Raw genomic sequence first — 19,805 nt, 5'->3', positions numbered from 1 at the left:
TATAATAAAATAGCATTGAGACTTTGGTTGTCACTATCTGCTAACTTTGTCCTTCCCTAAAACCGTACAAGCAGCCAGCAGCCTATAAGAAATCTCCATATTGGAGTTGGATGAACCATGTATCCTATCATTGATGCCCATGTACATTTGGATTTGTATGAAGAGATGGTGCGGGAGAGACTGCTTGAATCCCGTGATTTATATCGGATTCAAGGGTTCATCACCGTCTCGATGAATGCGGGATCGTGCCTGCGCAATCTGCGGTTGAAGCAGCAGCTCCCACATGCGATTTTTCCTGCATTCGGCTACCATCCGGAGCAAGCGATGCCTGCCCCAGAGGAAGAGGAAGCTTTATTCGTATGGATTCATCGGCATCGGGATGAGATGGTGGCGATCGGCGAGATCGGACTTCCCTATTATATGCGAAAAGCGGCTGAAGAAAGAGGCGAGCTTTTTAACGATGCACCCTACTTTCGGCTGTTGGAACGCTTTGTTCAGCTGGCAGCCCAGCTCAATAAACCGGTGGTCCTGCATGCTGTGTATGAGGATGCGGAGAGGGTATGCGATTTGCTTGAGAAATTTGGCGTGGAGAAGGCGCATTTTCACTGGTTCAAAGGAAGCACGAAGACGCTGGATAGGATGAAGAAGAACGGATATGCTGTTTCGGTTACGCCCGATGTTGTATATAAAGCGAAGATCCAAGCGGTTGTTGAGGCGTATCCGCTCGAACTTCTGATGGTGGAAACGGACGGTCCCTGGCCTTTTGAAGGTGCATTCGAGGGTCAAACGACCCATCCGTGCATGAGTCGTGAATCCATTAGGCAAATTTCTATTCTCAAGGGGTTGCCGGAACAAGAAGTAGGGATGGTGTTATTCGAAAATACCCGTCGCTTCTACAACCTGCCGCTGTAATGCTCCTAATCGGGTAATATAAATAATACAATGGTCTAGAACTATACCAATCTCCTCGCCATATAATGTTCCTAATCGTAGGAGGTGAGAGACATGGATCGATTTCTGACCTATGTAGGCGGGTTGATAGGCAGTTATGCCCTGATTGAAGTTCCGGTTGGGGGAATTGACGAATTGTCAGGCTTAAATACGATTTTTGATTTTATTGGTATTATAGCGATGATCGTTTTTGCAGGAGCGCTGATCTATCGCGGCGTTTGCGCTCTTATAGCCAAATACTAGTTTCGGTATATTTTATCCTCTGACAGATGGTTCATGTTAGAGGATTTTTTCTTGATCTGAACCCATTGCGTAAAGTAAAACTTAGGGTTTGACTGTGAAATTTACGGAAATACAGGAACTTTATGGAATATATTGCGTAATTACATTGCAGAAAGTAATTGAAAAAAATACCAAAAGTGGAGTGTGATCATGATGAATGAACGGCCCAATCCCGGAAGATTCAAAGGCAGGCTGGCGATTCTCTCCGTACTCAGCTTAAGCCTTCTTCCATTGACGGCTCATGCGAACGAAATTAGGGTAGGCATCAACGCAACTGCTGCTTCCGCCAGCGGTTTTACTTCTTCCTCCGGCAGCGATTCTTCTGCTTCCATGGAAGCAAAGCCGGTGAAAGCGGAGGCCAAGATTACGAAGGATGAAGCGGTCGCCATTGTGAAGAACCTTTTTCCGAAATTGAAATTAAAAGATGCTCAGGCTGTACGTGTGGAGCTGGGAGACAATCACTCGTATCCTCCCCAATATCAGAATGTCTGGACCATCAGCTGGCAGGTGACTTCAGGAAACAGCAGTCATGGCTTTGACAGTAAAGTTGACTCGATGACCGGAGATCTTTTGCAGACCCACCTGTATTTCCCGATGGATGAGAGCAATGAAGCGTATTATCCTCCGAAGGTTTCAAAAGAAGAGGCGTTGGAGTTGGCCAAGGCATTTATTCAGAAAGCCTCACCAACGCTATCCCTTAACAGCCTGAAGCCCATGGACCAGTCCCGGTACTCTAACCAGGCGCTTTTCGGTCCAGTGCAGTATGACTTTTCATTTACTGCGTTAGTTCATGGAATAGCCAGCCCCGGAGGACATATTTCAGTATCAATTAATGGCAACGGAGAGATCACGGGTTATAACCGAAACGTCGTAACTGCTGATTATCCTTCGCCTGATCCTGCAATCGCTTCCGACGAAGCCGCCAAGAAGTTCGAGCCGGTTAGAGACTTATCCCTGCAGTATGTCCCGGTTTATCAGCCGTTTTCCAGGGATAAGAGCTGGTTTCTCGGTTGGGTGCAGCCTTTTCATGCTGATTTAAGTATTGATGCCCAAACTGATGAATTCCTTAACTACACAGGTGCAGTCGTTCAGCCTGAACATTTTCAATATAAGGATGTTCAGAAGACGAATAAATCGTTTACCGTGACGACGGGCAATGGAGATAACCAGCTATTGACGGAGGAGCAGGCCATAGAGCTTGTCGAGCGAATGGTGTCCATCCCGGACAATCGCACCAGATCCATGCACAGCCTTGATACATATTGGGGAGACCAGAATAAAAAGGTATGGAATATTAGCTGGAGGGAAGATGCGCCTACCGGCCCTTATGGAGGTCATACGAATGCCGTAGTGGATGCCCGAACCGGACAAATTCTGGAGTTTCGCGAGGATCGTATGGTTCCACCATGGATGAATCCAAAGCCAGACATCGCTAAGACGCCAAATGCGGCGATCACGCAGAAAGAGGCGGAAGAGAAGGCTTTGGCTCTGATTAACGAGCTGTATCCGAATGCATCGGAAGAATTAAAATGGTTTTCTTCCGATCCGTATGCCCCACCTGGGGGAGATGAACAAACCTTTGGTTTCCGATTCCAACGATTCTTTAAGGGTATCCCTGTCGGTGGGGATACAGTGAGTATGGTATTGAATTCCCAAGGCCAATTGAGCGGTTATCATAGCGTACGTTCCGATCGAATAGAAGAAGCTGCGGGTTCCCTTAAAGCCAATACTACGAAAGCTCAGGCTGCAGCTGTTTTCTTGGAAGGAACATCTCAGGAATTGCAGTACAAAAGCTTTGGCGGCTATTATACGGAGAGTCAATACGTGGAGCCGAGAATCAAGCTGGTCTATCAACAGACGTACAAAGACAGTACAAAAAACGGTTATGTTATCGATGCAGCGAACGGCCAGTGGCGAGCTACCTTCTTGGATCATACAAGTCCGGGCGAGGGACCTGGTGAAATGCCGGTTGATATTACGGGGCATTGGGCACAGAAAGATTTGGAGACGATGCTTCGGTACAGCATCTTAGCCGCAGACTCCAATGGCCAATTGCATCCTGACAAGGCGATCACGCTCGGCGATTGGCTTCTTATGCTGTCTCAAGCAGTAAATCCGCACTATACGAATTCCTACTCCTATAATAATAGGGACTCAAAGCCGGAATTCGAGGATGTCAGCGAGCAGAGTCCATATTATGCGGCCGCCCAATTCTTTATTCAGTCCAAGTGGCTTGATCCGAAGAAAACGCCGCAGCTTCGTCCGGATGAAGCTCTGACGAAAGAAAAGCTGGCGGTTCTGCTGACACAAATGATCAAATACAATAAGCTTGCTGCGCAATTACAGCAGAATCCACAACTGAATTTTGAGGATTCGGAACGCATTACCGAGAAAGGCGCTGTCTGGCTGATCACTCGGCTGGGTCTGCTCGATGGTTCCGTCCCGGAGTTCAATCCGCGGGGGGAAGTAACCAAGGCCCAGGCGGCAACCGTTCTCATGAGACTTGTTCATTTACAAGGCAAGCTGGACCAAAGGATCGCCATGTAATCTCTTTATTACGGCAGTCTAAACCTGTTATGATCGGAAGGTTTGGACTGCTTTTATTTTTGTTGCATATTTGTCGGTATTATGGGATAATATGTGTTTGTCCATATGGAAGAATGAAGTGCGGACTTCCTCGAATTTTTGATGTCATGGAGGCAAAATCATAGTGGAGCGTTACCCTTTTACTTATGATCATTCTCAACCTTTCATCCAGCAGGTCGGCGAATGGATAGCAGATGTGTTTTACGACATCCTGCCGGAGTCCGGCTTTGAAGTGCGTGATGAACAGATTTATATGGCCTTCCAATTGGAACGGGCGTTTGCCGAGAAGCAAACCATTTTTGCGGAAGCGGGAGTGGGAACAGGGAAAACGCTTGTTTATTTGTTATATGCGATTTGTTACGCTCGTTATATGCGTAAGCCAGCTGTTATCGCCTGTGCGGACGAGTCATTAATTGAACAACTGGTCAAGCCGGAAGGGGATATTGCCAAGCTGGCGCAGTACCTGAGCTTGGCTATTGACGCCAGATTGGGGAAGTCTCCGGACCAGTATCTCTGCCTAGTCAAGCTGGACAACGCGAGATTCAAGGACGATGATGGAGTGCTGTTTGAGGAACTATATGATGAACTGCCCAATTTTGTCCGTTCCCATGAAACCCTGCAATCGTTTTACGCTTACGGCGACCGGAAGCAATATCCGGATCTGAATGACGATCAATGGAACAAAATCAATTGGGATGCATTTCAGGATTGCTTTGTTTGCGACAAAAGACACCGGTGTGGGCAGACGCTCTCTCGCGAGCATTACCGGCGGTCCGCCGATTTGATCATTTGCTCGCACGATTTTTACATGGAGCATGTGTGGACGTATGAAGGCAGGAAGCGGGAAGGGCAGCTGCCGCTGCTGCCGGATCACTGTGCAGTTGTATTCGATGAAGGGCATTTGCTGGAGTCTGCCGCGCAGAAGGCGCTAACCTATAAATTAAAGCATGTTGTGTTTGAAGAACTGATCACCCGGCTGCTGCAAGGGGAAATACGCGAATCTTTGGCTGTGCTTATAGATGAGGCGATTGCGCAAAGCGAGACGATGTTTGATGTGCTAGGGCGTCAGAGCAAGGAAATTCCCGGTTCAGACCGAAAAGAAATTTTAATGGACGATCAACTGCTTCGGGAAATACATCAGTTTCGAACGATACTCACAGCGATAGAAGAGGAGCTTGTGTTTGAAAGCGGTCTTCATACATTAAACGAATACCAGCTGCGCATTGTCGAAGAGCATCTTGAAATGATGCAGAAAGCCTTGAGTCTGTTTCAACGATCGGAGTCATTCGTATGTTGGCTGACGGAAAGTGAGAGCGGCTTGACTCTGGTAATCATGCCGAGGACAGTCAAGGAAGTGCTTCGGGAGCGCGTATTTAGTTCGAACATGCCGATCGTTTTTTCATCGGCTACACTATCAGTGGACGGATCCTTCCGTTATGTAGCGGAAAGTCTCGGGATTGAACAATATTTATCCTTTTCCGTTGCCTCTCCATATAATTACGAGCAGCAAATGGAAGCCATCGCGCCTAAATGGTCTGCCGGCGGGTCATTTGCGGAGAAAATGGAGGCTGCTATCCCGCTGCTCGAACGAACGGAAGGAAGAGCTTTACTCTTGTTCCCAACGAAAGGTGAATTGAAGCGATTTAAACAGGAGATTGCGCTGTATCCGGAATTTTTCAGGAAAATGCGTTTCTTGTTTGAAGGAGATCAGGAAATTAGCCATCTGATTGCTTCCTTTCAGCATGACGAATCCAGCATTCTTTGCGCCGTCAGTCTGTGGGAGGGACTTGATGTGCCGGGACCGTCTTTATCGAATGTCATCATATGGTCGCTGCCTTTCCCGCCTCAAGATCCGGTCTTTATGGCAAAACGAAAAGCGTCGTCGTCTCCTTTTGAAGAGGTTGATCTGCCTTATATGCTGCTGCGTCTCAGACAAGGGATGGGGAGATTGATTCGTTCACGTGAGGACCGGGGGATGGTGGCCATTCTAAGTGCAGAACTGCATGAGCAGCCAACGCTGCGGGCCCGCGTAGAAGCTGTGTTGCCTCCAGGTGTTCACCTCAAAGATACGCTTGCTTAAATACCGGATTCGTGGAATATAAGGTTGTTAAATCGCCTGAGGAACGGTATGCTGCATGATGTGAGCAGATGAGGGCTACATGCCCCATCTGCTCGATCATACGTTAACCATGTACCCTTACCTTTGTACTCCTCCCACCCGTCCTCTTAACACTCGTTAACCATAGGACATCATTTAATCAGTCCCGTACCTTCCAACTTTACTTTCACTTTTACATGAAAAGCGATTTCGGGATAAAGCCTTCGCCACGTTTCCCAATCTTTAGGCCCGTTATGGCGTGTGGCAATGTATCTGAGACCGAACCCGACCGGATCGACTCGAAGCTTCTGAAGCTTCTTCAACAGCTGCACATACCGCCCTTCGGCGGCTTTGGCAGCAGCAGCCTCCAATACAGTCCAATCTTTGTCGAACAGCATGCCTCTTGACTCCTCTGCAAATCCTCGCATGATAACGTTTAAGTCAACGGACGGTTTGCCATTGGGGGGCGTGGAAATGGAATAGGTGTAGTCGAAATGCTGTACAGAGATGGTAAAAGGCGGGTTTCCTTCCTCAACGCTCAATTCAAAATGCGGGAATCGTCTTACCAGCTGGTTAAATAATCTCGTTTCCTCCGGTGTTAAGATCGCTTTCACTTTCTTTTTGTCATAAACGGCCACGCGATTGATTTCATAAGCGTCCTCCCGCGTTTTTATAATGGGAAGGTACGGATCTTTGCCGGTCTCTTTCAATCTCCGGTAAAAGTCAAACAAGTATTCCGTCACAATATGAGAAGATTCGGTTCCCTCCATTCCGAAACTAAGGATTAACGAATTGCCCGGAAGCCGTTCGGTTTTTGGTGATTGCCTCAGAATGTCCAGTGCGCTCGGTTCTCCGATAGCCACATAGCATATTTGTTGAATATCCCTTCTCCGAAAAAACCAGTCGAGTCCTCCGTCGAAGGTTTCAGAGGCAAGGGACTTGCCGAAAACAATCACCTTCGTGTGGCCAAAATCCAATTCTTTATCTACATCTGCCTTCATCAAACGAACGCCTTCGGAGACGGTATCCGCTTCTTTTGTAACAATGGTATATTTTGCTTGCCCCGGTTGGATATTGGCCGTTGGAATGGCCAGCTTCAGCGATATCCGAAAGTGTTTCGACTCTCCTTTATCAATCCCCATCATCACGATGAAAAAACGCTTATCTATATCCCTAAAGCCGCAGCCGGACACGAGGGTAAAGAGAACAACCGCAATCATGATTCCCCAAAGCTTACGCATGGTTTTTCCTCCTGCTAATGATAACGACGAGCGTGACAAGCAGTATTTCAATAGGAAAACGGATATTAAACCATTGCTTCGATATGAAAATGAGCTGCTTCTCATTCACTATGGCTCCGAACACGAGTGTAATCCCTCCCATCATGCCGCACACGGTCCAATTAAAAATGGCCATTCTTTTTTTATTGTGATTTAATGTACGAAAACAGCTTCGAAGGAGCGTCAAGCCGACATTCCAGGTCATCGTGACAAACAGCAGCGCCAAACCGATGTAGAGAAACAAAAACAAAAAAAGGACTCGTTCGATAAAGCCATACTCCATCCGAATGGCATCCGCCGTGCTGATCCAAACGTATATGTATTCCTCCACCGCTTGAGTTCCCTGCATCCCGATAGGAAGGAAAATCGTCGTGAAGAAGATAAGGGTACCCACGATCGGAATAATCCACAGATGCTTGACGCGAGTATCCTTAAAAAAACGATTGTACAAAACCAGGTTGATGTAACCTGTAAAAAGGTAAGTTGCCGCTGAAACCGTGTGCCATGGCGGAACGCGAAGGATGTAATCCGACATGGTCCAAATCGCATCCCAATCCAACATTTCATGACTCATAGCCTTATAGGAAATAAACATAATAAAAGGAATACTGAGCAGCAAACCGATTTCCAATACGTTAATTATTGCCAGTGACGTTCGCGTGGAAGACCAACAAATCACCACGACAGAGAATAGCAGCAGCAGCGATTTTGAAATTTCAGGATTGACATATCGCTCCGTAATGAGTGAAAAGCTGACGATAATAATCGCTCCTGCAATGAACCACATAACGCTCAAAAAACTGAGGATGGGGATTCGTAAGGCTGTCACTAGATTGCGCTCTAAAATTTCAGGCAGACCTAATCCCGGGAATTTGCTCATAGCGTTTACAAACAAATAAGCCATTAAGCTCCCGATGGGGATGCTGATCAGAATCCCCATAAAAGCTCCATTAAATCTCTCCTCGATCATGATCCTGGGGATGTAAAAGATCGTATTGATCAGCATAGTCAATACGACGGGGTAAAAAAAATAACGGCTCAATATGTATCTCCTTCCTTATAACCGGATACTTCCTTTTCCCCTATAAACATGCGAAAATATGGCTCTCCAAAGCTTTGCAGGTTCGACAAATACATCAGAAAACAGAATAACCCCGATACCAAGCCATACATGCCAAAGAACGTAGCCATCATAATTAAAGGATATTTAACAACACGAAAGGCAAAGCTCATCGCGTTGATCGGTATGACAAAATTGGCTATGGCTACGACGGAAGTAATAATGATCATGATGCTGCTTACAATTCCGGCTTGCTGGGCCGCCTGACCCAGGATCAGCCCCCCGACCGTCGTCGCAGTGGAACCGATATATCGTGGCAAACGGATGCTCGCTTCAATCAAAGCTTCAATCATGAATAGCATAATAGTAACCTCGACATACGACGGATAGGGAACCGCCGCGCGGCTTCCCGCAATTGATAAGGAGAATTGAACGCGAAATATTTCCGGGTTATAGGAAACAATGGCGATATATGCGGCCGGAAGGGTAATGGTAAGGAATAAAGCGACATAACGAAGAGCAACCATGGCACGAGACACCCAAAATGTTTGATACAAATCGTCCATTGCCGTCATAAAATCAAAAAATACGGCAGGAGCGATAATCGCAAAAGGTGTTCCTTGCATCAATATGACGATTTTGCCTTGAGCTAAACCGAGCACAATGCGGTCCGGTCTTTCCGTGAGAATGGTGATTGGAAACAGACGGTATTTTTGTTCCGTAAAAAGGGCTTCAAGCTGACCTAACGCCTGCACAATGTCCGCTTGAATTTGATCGATATTTTTCTTTAATTTCTCAAGAACGGTCTTGTTTACGAATTGATCGTCATAAAGAATAGACAGTTTCGTTTGTGAAAGTTTGCCAACGGTTGTTCCTTCAGCAATTAGCGCAGGTGAAGGGTATCGCTCTCTGATGATTTTGATATTGGTGTCGATATTCTCGCTAAGCGCGGTTTGAGGTCCTTGAAGGGTAGATTCGGCTTTTGCCTCTAAAGGTTGTTCTGATGTTGGTTTATTGGCATAGAGAACGTATACTTCTTCGAGGAAAAAGACTCCGACAAATCCGCCGAGCATTTTTGTCAGAAGCTTTTCCGAGGGATTCAGCGTATTGCATGAAAGTGTGGAACGAAGAACGTTACGAAACTCCTCAACCGTTGTGCATTCCTGAAACGGATCGGAAATGCTTTTCTTTAGAATGCTGGGATTACATAAAGAAGAAAAATAGATCAGATCAATTTCCAAATATCCGTTTTGGAGCCTCTCCGATTTAAGATCTTGTGACGTTTCGAGCTGCTTTTTCAGTTGGGATAAAGAGTCTGATGCGGTAGTCATCTTTAGAGTGCTCCCCTCATCTCGAATAGATGAAGGTAGTATATCCCGATTACAATCGTAAAATTATGGATATAAAATGGTTTTGTTTTTTAACTGAATTGATGGGTAATTGATAGGCGAAGAGCTTATATAAAACTGATTAGAAAAAACGCTTGCATAAATTCATTGGTAAACTTTGTGCCATGAAACCGCATGGTATCCATGCTACAATGGTTACCGTTCCTTTTAAGGGAACGCGAATCATACAAGGCCGAAGTTTATACTAAAGCGCGGGGGAACCTATGAACTTGGGGTGAAGCCACAAGCTGTGGCCGGGTGATTGCTCTTTGACCCGAATCCGTCAGCTAACCTCGCAGGCCCTACAAAGGAGAGGAATACAGTGAAAGGTTTTAAAAAATTGGTTTTGACAGGCGTTTTGGCACTTGGCCCGATCATCAGCGCAGGCGTGGTTTCGGCTGCTCCGTCGTATTCGGTATCCGGTAACGATACGATGTGGAAGATCTCACAAAAATACGGGGTTAGTCTGGCATCTCTTATCGCGGCGAATCCGCAAGTGGCTAATCCAAATATAATATGGCCTGGAATAGTGCTGAATATTCCTGGCAAGGCGGCGGGTATAGGGACAGGTTCCGGCTCGCAGCAAGGAACAGGGAGCACGACACAGTCCTCTTATGCCAGCCAAGTGGTGAGTTTGGTGAACCAGGAACGTGCGAAAGCAGGTTTGCAGCCACTCGCTAGCGACAGCGCATTGACGAAGGTGGCTTTGGATAAGGCGAAGGACATGTATAACAACGGCTATTTTGACCATACATCTCCGACCTACGGTTCTCCGTTTGATATGATGCGTTCATATGGCATCCGTTATTCTTATGCCGGCGAGAATATTGCCAAAGGACAGCGTACGCCGCAAGAAGTGATGAATGCATGGATGAACAGTCCGGGACACCGTCAAAACATCATGAGCCCGAACTTCAACAAAATTGGCGTGGCTTATTACAATGGCGTGTGGGTACAGCTATTTATTAAAAATTAATTCAGTACATGAGGAAAGGCCGTCTTCGGACGGTCTTTTGGCGTTTCTAGGTCCTTCATTAGGGAACAAAAATAATAGCATAGAAACTTAAATTTCTGTTGCTGCCCTCAGCTGCATATGATAGATTTTAGTTGATATGGAAACTAATGGTGGGGAGAAAATAATGATGAAGCAAGTCAACCGTTTGAAAAGATGGGTCTTAAAGGTGTCTGCTTCGGCTCTGTTTGTTGGTTCGCTAATCGTTCCCGGCGCATATACGGCATCGGCTCAAGTGCAGGGCCAAGACTCGATCCCGGCGGTCGTACAACAAACAACGTCCTCCGTCGTAGCGATCATTGGCAAGCCGAGCGAAAGCAAAAGGGTATGGGAGCAAAGCCGTTATCACCTCGCTCACGGGACCGGGGTTATTGTTCGCAGCGAAGGATACATATTAACCAATGCGCATGTAGTGAAGGATATGCGCAATATTATCGTCGTCACCTCCGACGGCAAATCGTTCCCTGGGAAAACAACCCATTATGATGAGGAAAGCGATCTGGCTTTGGTCAAAATCGATGCTTCCGGGTTAACCGCAGCTAAATTCGCGAAGCCTTCAAATATTCGCGTCGGCGAATCCGTTATGGCCATCGGCACTCCGTTGTCCTTTGCGTTAAGGAACTCGGTCACCTCAGGCATCGTCAGCGGGATGGAGCGTTCCGTCCAATCGAAGTACCAGCTCATCCAGACGGACGCGGCTATCAACCCTGGCAACAGCGGGGGAGCTCTGGTGAATATGAAAGGCGAAGTCATCGGAATCAATACATTAAAATATGTCGAGTTCGGTGTGGACAGCTTAGGCTTTGCGATTCCCGTCGATACGGTACAGCATGTACTCAATCACTTTTTCAAGTACGGTAAAGTGAAGCGGCCTTATCTCGGGTTGGAGCTCGGAGAAAGCTGGGAAGCGGTGGTCGGACTTCCATCGGCGAGCGGTTTGGAGGTCACCTATGTCGATCCGGATTCGCCCGCGGCGAAGGCAGGGGTCAAGCAGGGTGATATTCTTCTCTCCATCGACTCCGTCAACACCCGCAATCTGGTGGAATATAATGAAGCATTAAAGAAATATCTGCCCGGTCAAAGCATACGTCTTGCTCTACAATCAGGCAGTCAAACAAAAGATCTCGACGTTGTGTTAGGGGAAGACCGCTCTACGGCTACCACACTGATACAGGATGCCGAAGGCACGTCCATTGATGCCGACCAAGGTAAAATCCGGATCGGTGACAGCCACTTCGGCTGGTCGATGAAGTATCCGGCGGGATTGATCAAATTCGATCAGTCCGAGGATGGGAACAACGTCATCTTCGGAGACGCTAAAGGGGAATTCGCAATCCGTATTTCGATTGATGAAAAGCAAAGCAAGGATCTGTCTCCACAAGGACTGCTTCTCAAGCTCACGCAGCATACCGGCGATACGGTATTGGAGAAACGGTATATCAATGAGAAACTGCAGCCCTATGCCAAGCTTGTGGCTAAAAGCGAGTACGGCGAGTACTACGAGGCCAGAGCTTATCAGAAGGAAGATCACATCTTCTACCTCATTCTGGCAGTAGAGAAGGAAGAAAATTACTTAAATAGATTCAAACGAAACAGCTATATCGATTTGCTTGATACGTTCGTGCTTTCATTCGATTCTGCTGATGAGGCGCTAAAGGATATTTCCGCATATCAGGACCAAAATACGATCACGACGGAATACGGTTTGACCTTCGATGTGCCATCGGATTGGAGTAAGCATGAATGGGGCAGCGGTTTGAATTTCTCCAGTAATGACGGTGAGAGAAACTGGTCGGTGCATGTCACTTCCGCAGCTTCGGGGGATACACTGGGGCAATGGGCGGAGCGTCAGGAGCGCCGCTTTATTGAGAGCTATGTGGACGGATACCGTGAGGTACGAGGAGCGAAGGAAACGACGGTGGGCGGTGCTTCCGCGATAGAAAATCTGTATTCCTACACCATGGGCGATAAATGGGAGCAAGCCCATGTGATCTACATGATCAAAGATAAGTACAAGTACGAGTTGTATGCCTCGTATCCGAAGAGCGATAGTGCCGAGATGGAGAAGCTGCTGACGGATTTGATAGAATCGGTTCAGTTAACCAAGGACACGATGAACCGTTCTCTCGGAGTCATTGAAGATATGAATGATCTGATCGACCCTAACAAGACTGCGACATTTATGAGTAAAAAGTACGGGTATTCGATTCAAATACCGGAATTGTGGTTTAGCGGTTACGAAAGTGAGCAGGATTACGGCTTAAATATATTCTCGTTTGATGGAGGGAGTCTGACCGTGGACTCCGATGACCAAGCGGACTTCAATGAAGCGGTGTCCATGATAGAGCAAGAGCACAATAAAAATGCCGAAATCGACGCCAATTACAAGTACACGGCTGTGGAGGAGACTTTATTCGGTACGACGGTCAAAACATTCTCCACTCAGTATAAGAACAGGAATGTTCCTTACACTTTGAATGAATACGTGTTTGACAAGAACGGCATTATCTATACGGTTACGATTCGGATCAACGACGCCGTCAAAACGGATGCGCAGTGGAAACGATTGACGGATGCGTTTAACTCGATGAAGTTTTCGGAGAAGTAAATAAAGTTATGTTAAATAAAGAGCCGCTACGGCTCTTTTTTATTGAAATACCATGGACAATCCAAATTCTGGGTGAAATGCGAGCCCGCTGCGGCGATTCGTTACTATGTGGATTTGAATAGCTGATATAAAGCAAAAAAACGTCCGGATCGATCAAGATTCGGACGTTTATTGTATGGATTATAGTATGGGCCTAGTAACGGCGACCAAAGCGGAACGTGGAATCCGGTCCCCTGAGCGGTGGGGCCACTTACTGGTAGGCTGGGACGAACCTTGGCTTGCTTCGCCCGGATGACGGACGGATAAGAACAAGGTTTGCTCGTTTGGCGTGAAGGCCGGACCTGATAATGCCGCTTCCACGGGTGCGGATGCAAATGGAAACATAGGGTCCTTGGAACGGCTCGATACAGGAATGACGTACAGCCCGTTATTTTGAAACGATCGGTAGGTGCCCTTATTCAATTTGTTCGAATCCACGTCGCTTGCGATCCACAGGTTGCCGCTGCCGTCAGGCAGCTTCCGGGGTAACAATGAAATTACTCGTGAGGAAGCGGCTGTTCTTCTGGGCAGAACTTGGGCTTATATTCAGTCGAGAACAGGTGCTGCACCAGGTAATACGGGTACTACAAGATCAGGCAGCTTTACGGATCAAGAAGGGATCAGCGGTTATGCTCTTGAAGCCGTAGAGTACGCGCGCTTCATTGGTTTGATTAACGGTTATGAGGATGGGTCGTTCCGTCCTCAGGGGTACGCCAATCGGGCCGAAACCGTAAGCATGATATTAAATCTGCTTCAAAAAGCCATGTTTATCAATCCATAATACCGTGCGGGAAACAGCAGAAATCCAGAGGATCCCCTCTGGATTTTTGTTGTGATCCGTTTCTAACATGTTTATCTCTGTCCAACGATGATAATCTCCGTTTCAACCGGTTCATATGGGGGTAAGCGTAAAAGGGGCTAAGCCAACGCTTTGGCCTATTGACATAGGCCAAGTTGTCAGAGCATATACAATACGGAGAGCAGATCGTCTCTGAGTTGTCCCTAAACGGCGCAGTTGCCTTGTACTAGAGCTTGATAACAAATATCCGAGAGTGTTATGATTGTTTTATTTGAGACATTGAGACATAAGGATGTTGATGGAGTTGACTAAAGTAAACATAAATGGGCTTGACATCCATTATTCCGTTGTCGGCACAGGGCATGAAGTGGTGATGTTGCACGGCTGGGGAACCAACCTGCAAACCTTTCATGCGATACAGCAGCATTTGTCCCGGCATTTTAAAGTGTATGCAATCGATTTTCCCGGCTTCGGACAGAGTGACACGCCTCCTGAACCATGGGGAGTTTCTGAATATACGAATCTGCTGGCTTCCTTTATTGGGCAGCTCGGGATTACCAATCCGATTCTGATCGGCCATTCCTTCGGAGGAAGGGTCTCAATTAAATATGCCGCTTCGAATTCTGTAAGGAAGATGATATTGACCGGAAGCGCGGGAATCAAACCGAAGCGCAGCCTCAATTATTATGTGAAGGTGTATTCGTTCAAAACGGCCAAACATATGCTCAAGCTTCCGGGTTTGAACCGTTATGCGGACCGCATACTGAATCGGATGCGAGCCAAATTCGGCTCCAGCGACTATAAGAATGCGTCAAGCGTGATGCAGCAAACGCTGACCAGAGTAGTCAATGAGGATCTTCGGCACCATCTTCCTCATATCAAAGCCTCAACCCTATTAATCTGGGGCGAGAACGATACGGCTACCCCTGTTTCAGATGGAAAGCTGATGGAACAAATGATACCGGATGCCGGTCTGGTCGTGCTGAAGAACTCCGGTCATTTTTGTTATTTGGAGAAGGGCCATGAGTTTATCGTCATCGTAGACCATTTTTTGGCCAAGGATAAGGGAGGCAGCCATGTTTGAGCTTTTGCTTACGTTCGCTTCGCTGTTTTGGCTGGGGCATGCTGTCCTGCGCCTTCTAAACGGCGTACATATGCTTCAATTGAATTCTTACCGCAATGAGCGGTTTATGGGATGGTTTAAAGGCCATGTAAGGGAACGGCTATCCTGGAGAGAATGGCTGCCGTTGTTGTCTTTTGCCGCTCTGTTGTTTCAGGCGCCGCTGCCAGGTTTCATTCTCTGGACGGTGATTTACGGGCTTCTCGTATGGCTGCGGCCTAAGAAGCAGGAGAAAAAGAAGCTGGTCTACACGGCAAGGGTCAAACGGCTGCTCGTGACGCTCGGCGTTCTGGTTGCGGCAGCTTTGGCCGTTTCCTTGATGTTCGCAGCTGCTACAGACAGCCTCGGACCGTTCATCTTATTGTTCGCAATTGTGCTGTTGTCCGACTTGGTGGTTCTTTTGGCCAATACGATTAACCTGCCTATCGAGAACCGGATCAACCGCTACTATTTGAACGATGCCGAGCGGATTGTTCGGCAGATGAAGCAGTTGACGGTAATCGGGATCACCGGCTCGTATGGAAAAACAAGCGTGAAGCATTTCCTGAATACACTGCTCAGTCAAGTGCATGAGGTGCTCGTCACGCCGGAAAGTTACAATACCCCGATGGGCGTAACCAAGACGGTCCGGTCGATGCTGCGTCCTACGCACCGGTTTTTTATTACCGAGATGGGAGCCAAGCAAACCGGTGATATCCGCGAGCTGTGCGAGCTGGTTGGCCCCAAGATCGGCATTCTGACCGCCGTCGGCCCTCAGCATTTGGAGACGTTCAAGACACTGGAGAACGTGCAGCGAACCAAATTCGAGCTTGGTGAGAGCTTGCCGCCGGACGGCATCTTGTTTCTGAACATGGACGACGAGAATATCGCATCCTACCGCGGGAACATTGCAGCCAGAAAGGTAGGGATCGGGATATACCGTGAGGATGTCGCTTATCGCGCCCGGAACATTCAATACACAAGCAAAGGCGCTTCCTTTGAACTCGTAAGACAGGACGGTTCGATTCTTACTTTTGAGACGGGCCTGCTTGGCGAGCACAACATCTATAACTTGCTTCTGAGTATTGCCGTCAGCCTTGAGCTTGGCGTTCCGGCGGAGAAGCTGGCGCTGCTCGTGAAGCGGATCAAGCCAGTGAAGCACAGACTGGAGCTCAAGAAGATTTCAGACAAAGTGACGATACTGGACGATAGCTTCAATTCGAATCCGGTCGGTTCGAAGGCAGCGCTCGATGTGCTGGCTCAGATGCCGGGTAAACGGATCATGATTACGCCAGGAATGATCGAGCTAGGGGAGAAGGAGTATGAGCTCAATCGCCAGTTCGGAGTGCATGCGGCCGGCGCTTGCGATTATATTATACTGGTCGGGCATAAACAAACGAAGCCGATTCAGGACGGCTTGCGTGACGCCGGCTATCCGGAAGACCGGCTGTATATCGCCAAGGATCTTCAGGAAGCGCTCCGGCAAATGAATGTAGCAGCCGAGCAGGGCAGCGTCGTGCTGCTCGAGAATGATCTGCCCGATAATTATAATGAATGATGGGGGACTCACCATGAAAATAAAAGTAGGGGTTTTGTTCGGAGGTATGTCGGTAGAGCATGAGGTGTCCATTATTTCCGCTCTGCAGGCGCTTCATGCATTGGACCGGGATAATTATGAGCCCGTACCGATCTATATCGACAAGCAAGGAAGCTGGTATACCGGCGAAGGACTGACCGATATTGAGAATTACAAGCAGCTTCCGGAGCTGTTGAAAAGAAGCGAGCAGGTCATTCTGCATACGAACCAAGAAGGAAAGCACCTTCTTCTCAATGCCGCATCCGGGCTGTTCCGCAAAAAAGTCATCGAAGAAATTCATGTTGCTTTTCCGGTAACGCACGGAACTTATGGAGAGGACGGGTCCCTGCAGGGGTGGCTCGATTTGAATAAAATCCCATACGTTGGCTGCGATGTGCTTTCCTCTGCCGTAGGTATGGACAAAATCGTGATGAAAACGATCGTTCGTGGGGCGGGTCTTCCGGTCATCGATTATGTATGGTTTTACAGCAAGCGTTGGTTTGACGCTCAACAGGAATGTTTGGACCTTGTCGAGCAACAGCTGGGGTATCCCGTAATCGTCAAGCCTGCAAACCTGGGGTCGAGCGTCGGTATTCAGAAAGCCGGCAGCAGGGATGAGCTGGTTGAAGCGATCGAATTGGCGGTCTCCTTCTCTCCCCGAATTATTGTGGAGAAAATGGTTACCAACCTGAAGGAAGTCAACTGTTCGGTCATCGGGGATTACGAGCATATGGAAGCGTCTGAGTGCGAAGAAGTGCTCAAATCGGATGAAATCTTGAGCTATCAAGATAAATATATGAATCAGGCCTCCAAAGGGATGAGTGGAACGAGCAGGATTATCCCTGCTAATATCGGGGAGGAGACCACACAGCAGGTGCAGGAGCTGGCCAAGCAAACCTTCCTAGAGCTCGGCTGCAGCGGGGTGTCACGGATCGATTTCCTGATCGATCAGAACACGAACAACGTGTATATCAATGAAATCAATACGATTCCGGGCTCGCTCTCCTTCTACTTGTGGCAGCCGAAGGGAAAGGATTTCATGCAGCTGACGGACGAATTGATTCAGCTGGCGCTTAAGCGGAGCCGGGAACGGGCACAGCTCACTTTCTCTTACGATACGAACCTTTTGGCGCTGCAGGGCAAAGGCGGCGGCAAGCTGGGTACCAAATAATAGCGAGTTAGGGATGCGATATTCATGAAGGACTATTCTCCGATACCTTCAGGCTCGGGGATGGACGGGTGGCAGAGTATACCGATTGATGAAAGTCATGAAAAGCTGGTCTCCTTGGAAGCATTGTCCGAACGAATCATTCTTCGGCCATTCTATCACGCTATTAAGATTCCCACAGCGATTAACGGGGCTTATGCGCGGCAAGGTGTGGCTAAAAGATTAGTAGAGGCAGCCGAGAGGCTGCCTTCTGACTTGAAGATCGTCGTATTCGACGCTTGGAGACCCGTTACCGTTCAGCAGTACTTATACGATAATTTTAGAGCCAAGCTTATCCAGGACTATCCTCATGTAAAGGGTCAGGAGCTGGAGGCGCTGGTAGCCCAGTTTGTTTCCAAGCCATCCTTGGACCCGCTGAAGCCGTCTCCGCATGTAACGGGCGGCTCTGTCGATGTGAGTTTAGCGTACGCTAACGGAGATTTGCTGGACATGGGTACGGCCTTTGATGATTTTACGGAGAAATCGGAAACAGCGTACTACGAATCCCAAGAGTATGTCCTTGACGATATGTCATTGCATTGCAGGGACTATCGGAGACTGCTCTATGATTCGTTGATAGGCACAGGGTTTACGAATTATGACAAGGAATGGTGGCACTACGATTTCGGCAATCAGTTCTGGGCCCGGAAAAGCGGAGCCGAGAAAGCGAGTTACAGCGTCATTTCATTGTAGAGAGGGCTGTGGCGGAACCACATGAACCATAAAAACAAGAAGCTGTACAGCAAAAGCCTGCGGGATATTACTTTATTAATGCTGGTTATTTTGTTGCTTGCGGCTGCGGTCATTTTACTTGTGAAACTATCATTTGGCACGTATGCATTGAAAGATTTCATGAACGATTTCTTCAATTCGCTGATGGGGGCTATCATTCCGCTCATTATTTTTAATATCGCTTATGAATATTTCACCAGATCGTATCAAGCGAATGTGATGTCGGAGACGATAGCGGAGACGCTGCTGCTGGACCGTAATGTAGTGGACCGTTTTAAGCGGGAGGACAAGGAAACGTTCATCCGAAATTGCACGAAGTCCATTGTGGGAGATGAGGAAGGAGAGATGCTGTACTCCACTCTGCTTTCTCCTTATTTGTCGGAGAAGCAAGCCTTCAGGAAAAACTTTACCTATTATATTTTTTACTCTCCGATGGATTCGAGCCAGTTGCCGTTTCCATTTTTGCAGGATGGCAGCCGGTATTGCTGGGTTCATGAGGACTTGTCTTACGAGAAGCAGCTGGATCTGAAGAACCGGGAATTGATCGTCGGATTCAGCTATAACGAGCAAAAACTTGAGACATTTTTTAGGAATGAGAGCGTCATTTTCAGAGAAAATTTGTGGCTGGAGCCGCAGCTGCTTGAAGTGTTGAAAGGATACGATGAAGAGCAGCTGAAAGCCTTCGCGGAGAAGGATCTGCAGTTTCATCTCGAAATTGACGGCGTCCGGCTGCCATGCCTTTACGCCAGGCATGACGATGATAACGGCTTCGCTCTGGGCTTCACCGCTTCCGATGAAATGACCCAAAAGCCTGACGAATACAACAAAATCAAGCTTGGCTTTCGCATGCCGCAGCTGGTATGGAAGAAGCAGTTCAGCGTGATTTTATCGGAGCCTACCTATGGAGTAGACATTCTTTACTCTAATCAGCTGAAGAACATGAAAGTGACCGCTATTCCTTTCTTCGATCACGACGAAGTCATTACGAATTTACCTAATGATATGATCCGGATTGAATTAAATGAGTGGGTGCTACCTACTAGCGGTGTCGTATTTGTGTGGGAAGAGAAGGAGTAACATGTAAACGA

General features: G+C 47.7%; 16 protein-coding genes and 1 riboswitch. Of the genes, 12 read left to right on the top strand and 4 right to left on the bottom strand.

Annotated elements, in window-relative coordinates; translation table 11 throughout:
• The first annotated feature begins 117 nt into the window (after positions 1-117).
• The 4 genes from JOE45_RS11350 (at position 118) to JOE45_RS11335 (ending at position 5,899) form a co-directional block, all read left to right on the top strand.
• Positions 118-912, top strand: coding sequence for a TatD family hydrolase (locus JOE45_RS11350; RefSeq protein ID WP_210020088.1), 795 nt, complete (start codon positions 118-120; stop codon positions 910-912).
• A gap of 93 nt (positions 913-1,005) precedes the next feature.
• Positions 1,006-1,194: a hypothetical protein gene (locus JOE45_RS11345; RefSeq protein WP_210020089.1), complete on the top strand. Its 189-nt coding sequence runs from the start codon at positions 1,006-1,008 to the stop codon at positions 1,192-1,194.
• Positions 1,195-1,383: 189 nt separating this feature from the next.
• Complete coding sequence (locus JOE45_RS11340) at positions 1,384-3,780, top strand: YcdB/YcdC domain-containing protein (protein ID WP_210020090.1); 2,397 nt, start codon at positions 1,384-1,386, stop codon at positions 3,778-3,780.
• 163 nt (positions 3,781-3,943) lie between these two features.
• Entirely contained in the window at positions 3,944-5,899 is a 1,956-nt protein-coding gene (locus JOE45_RS11335; protein ID WP_210020091.1) for an ATP-dependent DNA helicase, read from the top strand.
• A gap of 170 nt (positions 5,900-6,069) precedes the next feature.
• Here JOE45_RS11335 and JOE45_RS11330 read toward each other — a convergent pair whose 3' ends face one another.
• Genes JOE45_RS11330 through JOE45_RS11320 form a run of 3 tightly spaced genes read right to left on the bottom strand, consistent with a single transcriptional unit; the run spans position 6,070 to position 9,588 of the window.
• Positions 6,070-7,158 (bottom strand): Ger(x)C family spore germination protein, encoded by a 1,089-nt coding sequence (locus JOE45_RS11330; RefSeq protein WP_210020092.1) that lies wholly within the window; start codon positions 7,156-7,158, stop codon positions 6,070-6,072.
• The gene (locus JOE45_RS11325) at positions 7,151-8,239 is read right to left on the bottom strand and encodes a GerAB/ArcD/ProY family transporter (RefSeq protein ID WP_210020093.1); all 1,089 of its coding nucleotides are present in this window, start codon (positions 8,237-8,239) and stop codon (positions 7,151-7,153) included. The genes JOE45_RS11330 and JOE45_RS11325 overlap by 8 nt, the downstream gene beginning before the upstream one ends.
• Positions 8,236-9,588: a spore germination protein gene (locus JOE45_RS11320; protein WP_210020094.1), complete on the bottom strand. Its 1,353-nt coding sequence runs from the start codon at positions 9,586-9,588 to the stop codon at positions 8,236-8,238. The genes JOE45_RS11325 and JOE45_RS11320 overlap by 4 nt, the downstream gene beginning before the upstream one ends.
• A 238-nt stretch (positions 9,589-9,826) precedes the next feature.
• Positions 9,827-9,962, top strand: a riboswitch (cyclic di-AMP (ydaO/yuaA leader).
• A gap of 5 nt (positions 9,963-9,967) precedes the next feature.
• Between JOE45_RS11320 and JOE45_RS11315 the strand changes: the two genes are divergently transcribed.
• Both JOE45_RS11315 and JOE45_RS11310 read left to right on the top strand, forming a co-directional pair.
• Positions 9,968-10,621 carry a CAP domain-containing protein gene (locus JOE45_RS11315; RefSeq protein WP_210020095.1) on the top strand — a complete coding sequence of 218 codons (654 nt, stop codon included), beginning with the start codon at positions 9,968-9,970 and terminating at the stop codon, positions 10,619-10,621.
• 163 nt (positions 10,622-10,784) lie between these two features.
• Positions 10,785-13,265, top strand: a complete 2,481-nt coding sequence (locus JOE45_RS11310; protein ID WP_245246884.1) for a trypsin-like peptidase domain-containing protein — start codon at positions 10,785-10,787, stop codon at positions 13,263-13,265.
• Between the two features lie 180 nt (positions 13,266-13,445).
• On the opposite strand, the gene JOE45_RS11305 is transcribed toward JOE45_RS11310, so the two are convergent.
• Positions 13,446-13,742, bottom strand: a complete 297-nt coding sequence (locus JOE45_RS11305) for an alkaline phosphatase PhoX (RefSeq protein WP_210020096.1) — start codon at positions 13,740-13,742, stop codon at positions 13,446-13,448.
• Here JOE45_RS11305 and JOE45_RS11300 point away from each other — a divergent pair.
• From JOE45_RS11300 to JOE45_RS11275, 6 genes are all read left to right on the top strand, one after another.
• On the top strand, positions 13,729-14,085 hold the full coding sequence (locus JOE45_RS11300; protein WP_210020097.1) for an S-layer homology domain-containing protein: 357 nt from the start codon (positions 13,729-13,731) through the stop codon (positions 14,083-14,085). The genes JOE45_RS11305 and JOE45_RS11300 overlap by 14 nt on opposite strands.
• A gap of 322 nt (positions 14,086-14,407) precedes the next feature.
• Entirely contained in the window at positions 14,408-15,187 is a 780-nt protein-coding gene (locus tag JOE45_RS11295) for an alpha/beta fold hydrolase (RefSeq protein ID WP_245246883.1), read from the top strand.
• Positions 15,180-16,760 carry a UDP-N-acetylmuramoyl-tripeptide--D-alanyl-D-alanine ligase gene (locus tag JOE45_RS11290; protein ID WP_210020099.1) on the top strand — a complete coding sequence of 527 codons (1,581 nt, stop codon included), beginning with the start codon at positions 15,180-15,182 and terminating at the stop codon, positions 16,758-16,760. The genes JOE45_RS11295 and JOE45_RS11290 overlap by 8 nt, the downstream gene beginning before the upstream one ends.
• Before the next feature lie 13 nt (positions 16,761-16,773).
• The gene (locus JOE45_RS11285) at positions 16,774-17,949 is read left to right on the top strand and encodes a D-alanine--D-alanine ligase family protein (protein WP_210020100.1); all 1,176 of its coding nucleotides are present in this window, start codon (positions 16,774-16,776) and stop codon (positions 17,947-17,949) included.
• Positions 17,950-17,973: 24 nt separating this feature from the next.
• On the top strand, positions 17,974-18,678 hold the full coding sequence (locus JOE45_RS11280) for a M15 family metallopeptidase (RefSeq protein WP_210020101.1): 705 nt from the start codon (positions 17,974-17,976) through the stop codon (positions 18,676-18,678).
• Positions 18,679-18,699: 21 nt separating this feature from the next.
• The gene (locus JOE45_RS11275) at positions 18,700-19,794 is read left to right on the top strand and encodes a hypothetical protein (RefSeq protein WP_210020102.1); all 1,095 of its coding nucleotides are present in this window, start codon (positions 18,700-18,702) and stop codon (positions 19,792-19,794) included.
• Positions 19,795-19,805 lie beyond the last annotated feature (11 nt).

Origin of the sequence: Paenibacillus sp. PvR098 (assembly GCF_017833255.1) — a bacterium.
GTDB lineage: Bacteria > Bacillota > Bacilli > Paenibacillales > NBRC-103111 > Paenibacillus_G.
The sequence above is the reverse complement of the archived record's forward strand: the minus strand, read 5'-3'. Positions and strand labels throughout refer to the sequence as shown.

Bases quoted from the DNA above. Each gene is read 5' to 3' on its own strand.
- JOE45_RS11350 (WP_210020088.1), top strand. From the start codon at position 118: ATGTATCCTATCATTGATGCCCATGTACATTTGGATTTGTATGAAGAG.
- JOE45_RS11345 (WP_210020089.1), top strand. From the start codon at position 1,006: ATGGATCGATTTCTGACCTATGTAGGCGGGTTGATAGGCAGTTATGCC.
- JOE45_RS11340 (WP_210020090.1), top strand. From the start codon at position 1,384: ATGATGAATGAACGGCCCAATCCCGGAAGATTCAAAGGCAGGCTGGCG.
- JOE45_RS11330 (WP_210020092.1), bottom strand. From the start codon at position 7,158: ATGCGTAAGCTTTGGGGAATCATGATTGCGGTTGTTCTCTTTACCCTC.
- JOE45_RS11320 (WP_210020094.1), bottom strand. From the start codon at position 9,588: ATGACTACCGCATCAGACTCTTTATCCCAACTGAAAAAGCAGCTCGAA.
- JOE45_RS11310 (WP_245246884.1), top strand. From the start codon at position 10,785: ATGATGAAGCAAGTCAACCGTTTGAAAAGATGGGTCTTAAAGGTGTCT.
- JOE45_RS11290 (WP_210020099.1), top strand. From the start codon at position 15,180: ATGTTTGAGCTTTTGCTTACGTTCGCTTCGCTGTTTTGGCTGGGGCAT.
- JOE45_RS11285 (WP_210020100.1), top strand. From the start codon at position 16,774: ATGAAAATAAAAGTAGGGGTTTTGTTCGGAGGTATGTCGGTAGAGCAT.
- JOE45_RS11280 (WP_210020101.1), top strand. From the start codon at position 17,974: ATGAAGGACTATTCTCCGATACCTTCAGGCTCGGGGATGGACGGGTGG.
- JOE45_RS11275 (WP_210020102.1), top strand. From the start codon at position 18,700: ATGAACCATAAAAACAAGAAGCTGTACAGCAAAAGCCTGCGGGATATT.